The 9,868-nt window shown below is 37.2% G+C and carries 7 protein-coding genes; 6 read left to right on the forward strand and 1 reads right to left on the reverse strand.

Going from position 1 to position 9,868, the window contains the following annotated elements; genetic code table 11:
* The first annotated feature begins 218 nt into the window (after positions 1-218).
* From Q0A18_RS11100 to Q0A18_RS11110, 3 genes are read left to right on the forward strand one after another with little or no spacing between them, the layout of a single operon-like run.
* Positions 219-1,379: an efflux RND transporter periplasmic adaptor subunit gene (locus Q0A18_RS11100; protein ID WP_292010219.1), complete on the forward strand. Its 1,161-nt coding sequence runs from the start codon at positions 219-221 to the stop codon at positions 1,377-1,379.
* A gap of 40 nt (positions 1,380-1,419) precedes the next feature.
* On the forward strand, positions 1,420-4,599 hold the full coding sequence (locus Q0A18_RS11105; protein WP_292010220.1) for an efflux RND transporter permease subunit: 3,180 nt from the start codon (positions 1,420-1,422) through the stop codon (positions 4,597-4,599).
* Positions 4,600-4,618: 19 nt separating this feature from the next.
* Positions 4,619-6,031 carry an efflux transporter outer membrane subunit gene (locus Q0A18_RS11110; RefSeq protein WP_292010221.1) on the forward strand — a complete coding sequence of 471 codons (1,413 nt, stop codon included), beginning with the start codon at positions 4,619-4,621 and terminating at the stop codon, positions 6,029-6,031.
* 166 nt (positions 6,032-6,197) lie between these two features.
* Here Q0A18_RS11110 and miaA read toward each other — a convergent pair whose 3' ends face one another.
* Positions 6,198-7,112: a tRNA (adenosine(37)-N6)-dimethylallyltransferase MiaA gene (gene miaA, locus Q0A18_RS11115; protein WP_292010222.1), complete on the reverse strand. Its 915-nt coding sequence runs from the start codon at positions 7,110-7,112 to the stop codon at positions 6,198-6,200.
* Between the two features lie 82 nt (positions 7,113-7,194).
* Between miaA and Q0A18_RS11120 the strand changes: the two genes are divergently transcribed.
* The 3 genes from Q0A18_RS11120 to nadA all read left to right on the forward strand — a co-directional run bounded on the left by Q0A18_RS11120 (position 7,195) and on the right by nadA (position 9,753).
* Positions 7,195-8,052 carry a YicC/YloC family endoribonuclease gene (locus tag Q0A18_RS11120; RefSeq protein WP_292010223.1) on the forward strand — a complete coding sequence of 286 codons (858 nt, stop codon included), beginning with the start codon at positions 7,195-7,197 and terminating at the stop codon, positions 8,050-8,052.
* Positions 8,053-8,124: 72 nt separating this feature from the next.
* Positions 8,125-8,691 carry a guanylate kinase gene (gene gmk, locus Q0A18_RS11125; RefSeq protein WP_292010224.1) on the forward strand — a complete coding sequence of 189 codons (567 nt, stop codon included), beginning with the start codon at positions 8,125-8,127 and terminating at the stop codon, positions 8,689-8,691.
* Positions 8,692-8,733: 42 nt separating this feature from the next.
* Positions 8,734-9,753 (forward strand): quinolinate synthase NadA, encoded by a 1,020-nt coding sequence (gene nadA, locus Q0A18_RS11130; protein ID WP_292010225.1) that lies wholly within the window; start codon positions 8,734-8,736, stop codon positions 9,751-9,753.
* Positions 9,754-9,868: the final 115 nt, after the last annotated feature.

Raw genomic sequence — 9,868 nt, forward strand, 5'->3', positions numbered from 1 at the left:
AACTCATAATTATTAAACAACTACTTATCTATCAAATATCATCGTTAGAAATTCTAACACACTCTTTATCTCTTAACTTCTTATCACTTTATTATCCATGCAGATATTATTAAATCATCTTGAATTTTGCAATTTTTCTGCACAAAATATTAACACTGTTAATTAAAATAACATTGTTAAATATAATTATCAAACTCTTAAACTTAAAATTTGATTATATGAAACTATTTGGATCAACGAAGATTATGGTATTTTTTGCCGGTATAATTATTCTTCAAAACTGCACCAAAGCAGCAGAAAGCTCTAATCAGTCACCTCCGGCACCGGAGCTTCCTGTATATACAGTAACCTCCTCCCATGCTACTATTTTTCAAGAATTCCCGACTGCTTTAGAAGGAAAAAATAACGTAGAAATAAGATCTCAGGTAGACGGCTACCTCGATAAAATATATGTGGAGGAAGGATCTTTTGTAAGAGCGGGACAGCCACTATTTAAAATAGACTCTCGGTCATACGGGGAACAGGTGAATATGGCTTCAGCAAATGTACAAGCTGCCAATGCCAATATACAGAAAGCTAAAGTGGAAGTAGACCGTCTTGAACCTTTGGTGAATGCAAAAATTGTCTCTGACGTACAGCTTAAAACAGCAAAAGCCAATTATGCTGCTGCCGTAGCTGCTGCTGCCCAGGCAAAAGCCTCCTTGGGAAATGCCCGGATCAATGTAGGCTTTACAACTATTGTCGCTCCTGTAAGCGGATATATAGGACGAATTCCTTACAAAAAGGGAAGTCTCATCTCAAGGACAGACCCTAGTCCGTTGACACTTCTTTCCGATATCAGTGAGATCTATGCATATTTCTCTTTAAGTGAATTGGATTTCATCGCTTTTCAGAATAAATATCCGGGAGAAAATATAGAAGAAAAATTAAAAAATATGCCTATGGTAGAGCTTCTGATTGCAGATAACAGTATTTATCCCGAAAAAGGACATATGAGCATCGTAGACGGTCAGTTTGATAAAAGTACAGGAGCAATCAGTGTCAGAGCTACATTTCCAAATGCCAGGGGAATACTAAGAACCGGAAATACAGGAAGAATACGTATGCCACAACTATTCTCAAACGCAGTGATTATTCCACAGGAATCTACTTTTGAAATACAGGATAAAACTTATGTCTATATTCTTGGAAAAGATGGAAAGGTAGGCAGTAGACCTATAGGTATTTCAGGAAAAACGGAAAGCTATTACTTCATTTCAGAAGGGCTTGCTAAAGGAGATAAAATAGTATACACAGGATTGGGTAGTTTAAAAGAAGGAGCAGCCATTCACCCAAAACCTATCTCTTCCGACAGTCTGTTCAGAGCTAAACGTTTATAACCTCTGATTTCAATACAGAAGACTTAAAAAATCAACTATTATGCTAAAACAATTTATAGAAAGACCGGTACTCTCTACCGTAATCTCCATCATACTTTTATTATTGGGGGTATTATCCCTCTTTAATCTTCCTATTACGCTGTTCCCGGATATTGCACCGCCCAGCGTTCAGGTTACGGCATTCTATCCGGGAGCAAATGCAGAAGTTGTGGCCCGTTCTGTAGCAACTCCAATTGAAGAAGCTGTAAACGGAGTGGAAAACATGACTTATATGACTTCCAACTCAAGTAATGACGGTACCATGACCCTGAATGTATTTTTCAAACAGGGATCAGATCCGGATAATGCAGCTGTTAACGTACAGAACAGAGTGTCAAAAGCAATGAGTCAGCTTCCTCAGGAAGTAACCCAAGCCGGAATCTCTACTCAGAAAGTACAGAATAGCTTTATTATGTTCATGGGGCTATATAGTGAAGATCCTAAGCAATATGATGAACTTTTTCTTCAGAATTATATGAAGATCAACATCATTCCTCAGTTACAGCGTATTCCGGGGGTCGCACAGGCTCAGGTTTTCGGAACCAGAGATTACTCTATGCGTATTTGGTTGAAACCGGACAGGCTTGCAGCCAATAACCTTTCCCCACAGGAAGTCATGAATGCCATTAAAAACCAAAACCTTGAGGCTGCTCCCGGCCGTCTTGGGCAGGGAAGTAAAGAAACTTATGAATACATCCTGAAATATAAAGGAAAACTGAATAAAAACGAAGACTATGAAAATATTGCCATTAAAGCTAATAATGACGGATCATTTTTAAGGCTTAAAGATGTTGCCCGTGTAGAATTTGGTTCCTATACTTATACTGCTGCTAACCGGGTGGATGGAAAACCTGTTTCAGGATTTGCCATTCTGCAGACCTCTGATTCCAATGCCAATGAAATTCTCACCGAAATTGAAAAACAGGTCAATGAATTTTCAAAGACATTACCTAAGGGAATTAAACCTATTATCATGTACAATTCAAAAGATTTCCTCGATGCCTCTATCCATCAGGTAGTAGAAACATTGATAATCGCTTTTATTCTGGTATTTATTGTCGTTTATATATTCCTTCAGGATTTCAGATCTACCCTCATCCCTGCTATTGCAGTTCCTGTAGCTATTATCGGAACCTTCTTCTTCCTGCAGTTGTTTGGGTTCAGCATTAATATGCTCACCTTATTTGCATTGGTATTAGCCATTGGAATTGTAGTAGATGATGCCATTGTCGTGGTAGAAGCGGTCCATTCTAAAATGGAACATACAGGAATGCCTGTAGAACAGGCCACCATTAATTCTATGAGTGAAATATCCGGCGCCATTATTTCCATAACATTGGTAATGTGTGCCGTATTTATCCCCGTAGGATTTATGCAGGGACCAGCAGGAGTATTCTACAGACAGTTCGCATTCACATTAGCCATAGCTATTTTAATTTCAGCGGTTAATGCATTAACACTCAGTCCTGCATTATGTGCTATTTTCCTGAACGACCCACAGGGTGAACATGATGAACATGGACAGAAAAAAGGATTTGGTACCAGGTTCTTTAATGCTTTCAATGCTGCTTTTAGTACGATCACCCAAAAATATATTTACAGCGTTAAATTTTTAATCAAGAACAAATGGCTCGCTGTAGGAGGGTTAGTAATTATCACTGCCTCAAGTATATTTCTCATTAAAAAAGCACCTTCTGGATTCATTCCTACCGAAGACCAGGGATTTGTATTATATGCAGTTAATACTCCGCCAGGGAGCTCTCTGGAAAGGACTCACAATGCAACTGAGCAGATTGATAAAATTGTAAAAGGAGAAAAAGCAACCAATCATCTTTGGGTAGCAGATGGGCTTAACTTCATCAGCAATGCGAATGCTTCTCCCTATTCCGCCGGCTTTATTAAACTAAAAGACTATAAGGACAGAGGAGACCTTAAAGATCCTGATGAGATCGCCGCTGCATTAACGGGAAAAGTGGGTGCCGTAAAAGATGCCAATGCCTTTTTCTTTAATTTTCCTACGGTTCAGGGATTCGGAAATGTAAGTGGTTTTGAATTCATGCTGCAGGATAAAACCAACGGTTCTTTTGAACAGCTCGGACAAACTACACAGACATTCATCGGAGAACTGATGAAACGTAAAGAAATAGCTTTTGCTTTTACAACTTTCGCTGCAGGAAATCCCCAATACACCATTGAAGTGGACGCTGATAAAGCCAATCAATTGGGTGTTTCCGTCTCTGATCTTATGCAGACCATGCAGATTTATTTTGGAAGCAGCTATGTTTCAGACTTTAACCGATTTGGAAAATATTACAGGGTAATGGCGCAGGCTGATATTCCTTACCGTACCGATATTAATTCACTTGAAGGAATTTATGTAAAAAATAATCAGGGGGAAATGGTTCCTACAAAGACACTGGTTACTTTAAAAAGAACATTCGGACCTGAAACCGTGACAAGAAATAACCTTTTCAATGCAGTGACTATTAACGGGACTCCGAAACCAGGTTACAGTACCGGAGATGCCATTAAAGCAGTGGAAGAAGTTGCCAAGCAATCTTTACCTCGCGGATATGGTTATGAATGGACCGGAATTACACGGGAAGAAATTAAAACCGGTGGACAAACTGTTTTCATTTTCTTATTAAGTATTCTGTTTGTTTATTTTTTATTAGCCGCACAATACGAAAGTTATATACTTCCTTTTGCTATCATTCTTACCATTCCTACAGGAATCTTCGGAGTGTTTGCATTTACAGGCCTGGCAGGAATTGACAACAACATTTATGTACAGGTAGGATTAATCATGCTGGTGGGACTCTTAGCTAAAAATGCCATCCTTATTGTGGAGTTCGCAGTTCAGAGAAGAAAAGCTGGAAAAACGCTTATCGAATCTGCTCTTCAGGCATCCAGACTTCGTTTGAGACCTATATTGATGACCTCCTTTGCCTTCATTATCGGTATGCTTCCTCTTGTATGGACGCAGGGGGCTTCAGCAAAAGGGAATCATTCTATCGGAATAAGCACGGTAGGCGGAATGCTTACCGGAGTTATATTCGGAATATTCATTATTCCTGTGATGTACATTATTTTCCAGTATCTGCATGAGAAAATGCCGAGTAGAAAAAGAAAAAAATTACAAAAACAAATTCATGAACAACCGGCTTTACCTATTCACTAAAGCCATTAAAAAATTAACAATGAAAAGAGTAAAAAACTTTTTAATAACTATAGCACTGGCATTAGCCTCAGTTTCCTGTGTATCAAAGCTTGCTTACACAGAGCCTGATGCAGAGCTTCCCGATCAGTTTCGGACAACTGCTACTGCAGATACTGCCAGCATTGCCAATTTAGAATGGAAAGAATTTTTCAGAGATCCTATATTACAGAGGTTAATAGAAAAAGGTATTACCAAAAACTATGATTTACAGATTGCTTTACAACAAGTGGCAGCCTCACAAGAAAAATTAAAGCAAGCCAGATATTTACAATATCCGGACATTGGTTTAGGAGTGTCGGGACAAATATCTAGACCTTCCAGAAACAGTATGAACGGGCAAAGCCTTAATTTATTTTTAGGACAAAATCACGTAGAAGACTATAATGCGGCATTTAATCTTTCCTGGGAAGCTGATATCTGGGGTAAAATAAAAAACCAGAAAGAAGTTTCAAGGATTCAGTACCTGCAGACCTATGAAGCTTCAAAAGCAATTCAGACACAGATTATCGCTGCCATTGCACAAGGATATTATAATTTATTAATGCTGGATAAACAACTGAAAATCGCTCAATTCAATCTGGAACTCAGCAATAATACGCTTACTATTACTCAGAAAATGTGGGAAAGTGGAGATACGACTTCTTTGGGAGTTCAACAGGCAACAGCACAAAAGCAGTCTACCGAACTTTTGATTTCCCAACTGGAACAGAATATAGCGATTCAGGAAAATGCATTGAGTATTCTGACCGGCGAAATGCCCGCAACGGTTACTCGTACAATAGAAATGTCCGATACCTCATTGCCTCAGGATATTTCAGCAGGCCTTCCTGCCGCTATGGTGAGCCGCCGTCCGGATGTCAGACAACAGGAACTTGCCCTTCTGGAATCCAATGCAATGGTAGGTATTGCCCAGGCCAATATGTATCCTTCCCTAAAAATCACAGCCAATGGAGGGGTAAATTCTTTCAGGTTTGATAACTGGTTTCAGATTCCGGCCTCCTTATTCGGATCTGCTTTAGGAGGAATTACCCAGCCTATTTTTCAGAAACGACAATTGAAAACTGATCTGGAAGTGGCAAAAATTCAAAGAGAAAAAAATGTATTGACTTTTCGTCAGGCAGTTTTGAATGCGGTAGGAGAAGTTTCGGATGCTTTGGTTTCTAATGAAAATTTAAAAGTTCAGGAACAAAAAGCAGAAGAACAGGTACAGACTTTAAAAGACGGGATAAAAAGTGCCCAGATGCTCTATAAAGGAGGAATGGCTAATTATCTGGAAGTAATTACTGCACAGGGAAATTCTCTTCAGGCAGAGCTTAACCTTGCTTCGGTAAAAAGGCAGCGGTTGAGCAGTATCGTAGATTTATACAGAGCGCTTGGCGGCGGCTGGAAATAGTTAATTAAATTTTATATTGTTGAGGTGTGGTTCTTTTAGGACCGCACTTTTTATTTTTTAATATAAATCGTAATAAATATATCTGGATATTATCACAGATTTCAAATGGTAGAAATTCTTTTAAAACTGATATAAGAGGTATATATTTGTTTGTGAAAAAGTGAATTTACTTTTTTATTTCTTTATTAATCCATTGTATAAGATCTTCAAAATCTTTTTGGGAATATCCTAACTGTAAATAATGAATATCATCGGCCTTCCGGTACCAGGTGAGCTGACGCTTGGCATATCTACGGCTGTTTTTTTTGATTTCTTCCATAGCAAAATCCAGGTCCCATTCTCCATCAAAATATTTAAAAAGCTCAGTATATCCTACTGTTCTTAAAGCGATTAGATCACGATAGGATTCAAGTCCTTTGACTTCTTCAAGTAAACCGTTCTCCATCATAATATCTACTCTCTTGTTAATCCGCTCATATAATTCTTCTCTCGGAGCTTCTATTCCTACACGGAGTACATTAAAATTTCTTGATGCCTGAGAATCAGATATTAGTTCAGAATATTTTTTCCCTGTTTGCCATATTACATCGATGGCTCTCAATAATCTTCTGGGGTTTTGAATATCTACAATCTCATAATACTCTGTATCAAGCTCTTTCAGAATTTCCTGCAATTGTTCAATACCTCCGGAATTCCAGATCTCCTCTAATTTCCTTTGATTCTCTGGATTGGCTTCCGGAAGATCATTAAGCCCTTCTATTACTGCCTTCTCATACATCATACTTCCTCCCACCATAATTACAGTATCATATTTTTTAAAAAGCTGATCCAGTTTTTCAAGAGCATCCTGTTCATACTGACCGATCGAATAATAATCTTTAATAGACAGATTTCCGATAAAATGATGTTCAGCCTTACTCAATTCTTCTTCTGAAGGTGAAGCTGTTCCTATTTTCATTTCTTTAAAAAACTGACGTGAATCACAGGAAACTATTTCTGTATTGAAATGTTTTGCCAAATCAATTGCTAATTTTGTTTTTCCAATTCCGGTAGGGCCTACGACAGAAATCAAATTTTTCATCCGTTCACATTCATTATTTTATTGGTCAGATAGAATCACAGTGCTAATTTAAATGTTTATCTTTGCACAACAATAAAAAACTATGATTTTATCAATGACTGGCTTCGGTAGAGCCGAAGATGTTTTTGAAGGTAAAAAAATAAGCATAGATATTAAATCGCTTAACAGTAAAAGTTTCGATTTGAATATCAAAGTCCCCCTGCGATATAAAGAAAAAGAATTTGAAATCAGAAAGATTCTTAACGACAGGATTATCCGTGGAAAAGTAGACTGCTATATTAATCTGGAAAATCTTGAAGAAACCAACGACGTAAAAATCAATAAAAATCTCATCGATTCTTATATGAAGGAACTTCGTACCATTGCCCCTGATGGACCGGATTTCGAATATCTGAAAATGGCGGTAAGATTTCCAGATGCTATTACATCAAGGCCCGATGAACTTACTGAAGAAGAATGGGAAGCACTTTCCAAAATTGTTAATAATGCAGTAGACCGATTTGAAGAATTCAGAAAAACTGAAGGAAAAACCCTGCACATCGAACTTGAAAAAAACATTCAGAATATAGAACAATATTTATCAGAAGTGATTCCTTTTGAAGAAGAAAGACTGGTAAGCGTAAGAGAGCGTTATCAAAAAACATTGAAAGAGTTTGAAAATGTTGATGAAACACGTTTCTATCAGGAAATGGCTTATTTTACTGAAAAACTCGATATTTCCGAGGAAAAAGTAAGGTTAACCCAGCATTTAAAGTATTATCTTGATGTTATGAACAATGAAGACTTCAATGGTAAGAAACTAGGTTTCATTTCTCAGGAGATAGGAAGGGAAATTAATACTTTAGGATCAAAAGCCAATCATGCTGATATCCAGAAACTGGTAGTGATGATGAAAGATGATCTTGAAAAAATCAAAGAGCAGACATTAAACGTTTTATAAAATTATAAATGATGAATTACAAGTTAGAATATCTTAGCTTGGCCGTAATTCATCACTCCTATCTCATTAATAATGAATAAAGTTATTATATTCTCAGCACCTTCCGGAAGTGGAAAAACCACTTTGGTAAAGTATGCATTGGAACGATTTTCAGAACTTCAGTTCTCTATTTCCTGCACAACGAGACAACCGCGAGGAAGTGAAACACATACCATAGATTATCACTTTTTAACTCCTGAGGAATTCAAACAAAAGATTGCAGAAGATGCTTTTGTAGAATATGAGGAAGTATATACTGACAAGTATTACGGCACCTTAAAATCCGAAGTCGAAAAGATCTGGAATTTGGGAAAAGTGGTTATTTTTGATGTGGACGTAAAAGGAGGAATTTCTTTAAAAAAATATTTTGGGGATAAAGCTTTATCCATTTTTATTGAACCGCCATCCATCGAAGAATTGGAACGAAGATTGATTTCAAGGAATACAGATGATGCGGAAACCATCAAGACCCGCGTGGCGAAAGCAGAAGAAGAAATGTCTTATGCTGACGAGTTCGATACAATAGTGATCAATACGGATCTGGATGATGCGAAAAAAGAAATAGAAAATTTAATTAGAAATTTTATAGGTAGTTATTAAAACAATTAATAAATTTCTGCTATAAAACAAAAATTTGAGGATATGAGTACCGAAACATTAGAGAAAGCTAAATCAGCTATTCCTGTTAAGGGTTTTCTAGATATAAAAGATATTATTATTCCTGAAGGTGAAGAACTCGTAAAAGCTATTTTAGAACTTAAAAAAGAAAAAAATGCCGTAATTCTCGCCCATTATTATCAGCCGGGAGAGATTCAGGATATTGCAGATTTTCTGGGGGATTCATTACAATTGGCAAGACAGGCTAAGGAAACAGATGCTGATATGATCGCTTTTTGTGGAGTTCATTTCATGGCAGAAGCGGCAAAAATCCTTAACCCTACAAAAAAAGTCGTTCTTCCTGATACAATGGCCGGATGTTCTTTAGCAGACGGGTGCAGCGGAGAAGGATTAAGAAAGATGCGCGAACAATACCCCAACGCTTTGGTAGCCACTTATATCAACTGTAATGCAGAAACTAAAGCCGAAAGCGATATTATTGTAACAAGTTCTAATGCTGAAACAATTATTGAAGCGCTTCCCAAAGACAGACCTATTATTTTTGCTCCGGATAAAAACTTAGGAAGATATCTGTCTCAGAAAACAGGTCGGGATATGATCCTTTGGGATGGAAGCTGTGTAGTTCATGAAGCATTTTCTATGGAAAGAATCGCTAAGCAGTTAGCTGATAATCCTGATGCAAAATTAATTGCTCATCCTGAAAGTGAAGAAGCTGTTTTAAAATTAGCTCATTTTATAGGCTCCACTTCTGCCCTTCTGAATTATGTAGAAAAAGACGATTGCCAGAAATTCATCATTGCAACTGAAGAAGGCATTCTTCATGAAATGAAAAAACGAGCTCCTCATAAAGAATTAATTCCCGCACTGGTTTTTGATGAAAGCTGTAACTGTTCAGAATGTTTTTATATGAAGCGTAATAACCTGGAAAAGCTTTATCTATGTATGAAATACGAACTTCCTGAAATCACAATGGATGAGGAACTTCGCTTAAAAGCTTTAAAACCGATCGAAGCCATGCTTGATCTTTCTAAAAGTATTAAATAGATAAAATAAATATCATCAGTATAAAGCGGGTTTTAACCCGCTTTTTTATTAAACAAAATATTCATTTCCTTTTAATTTTTCAAAAAATATTTTGCTCTTTCGAAATAATTTGTAC

This window comes from Chryseobacterium sp. (assembly GCF_022712095.1).
In the GTDB taxonomy this organism is placed as follows: Bacteria; Bacteroidota; Bacteroidia; order Flavobacteriales; family Weeksellaceae; genus Chryseobacterium.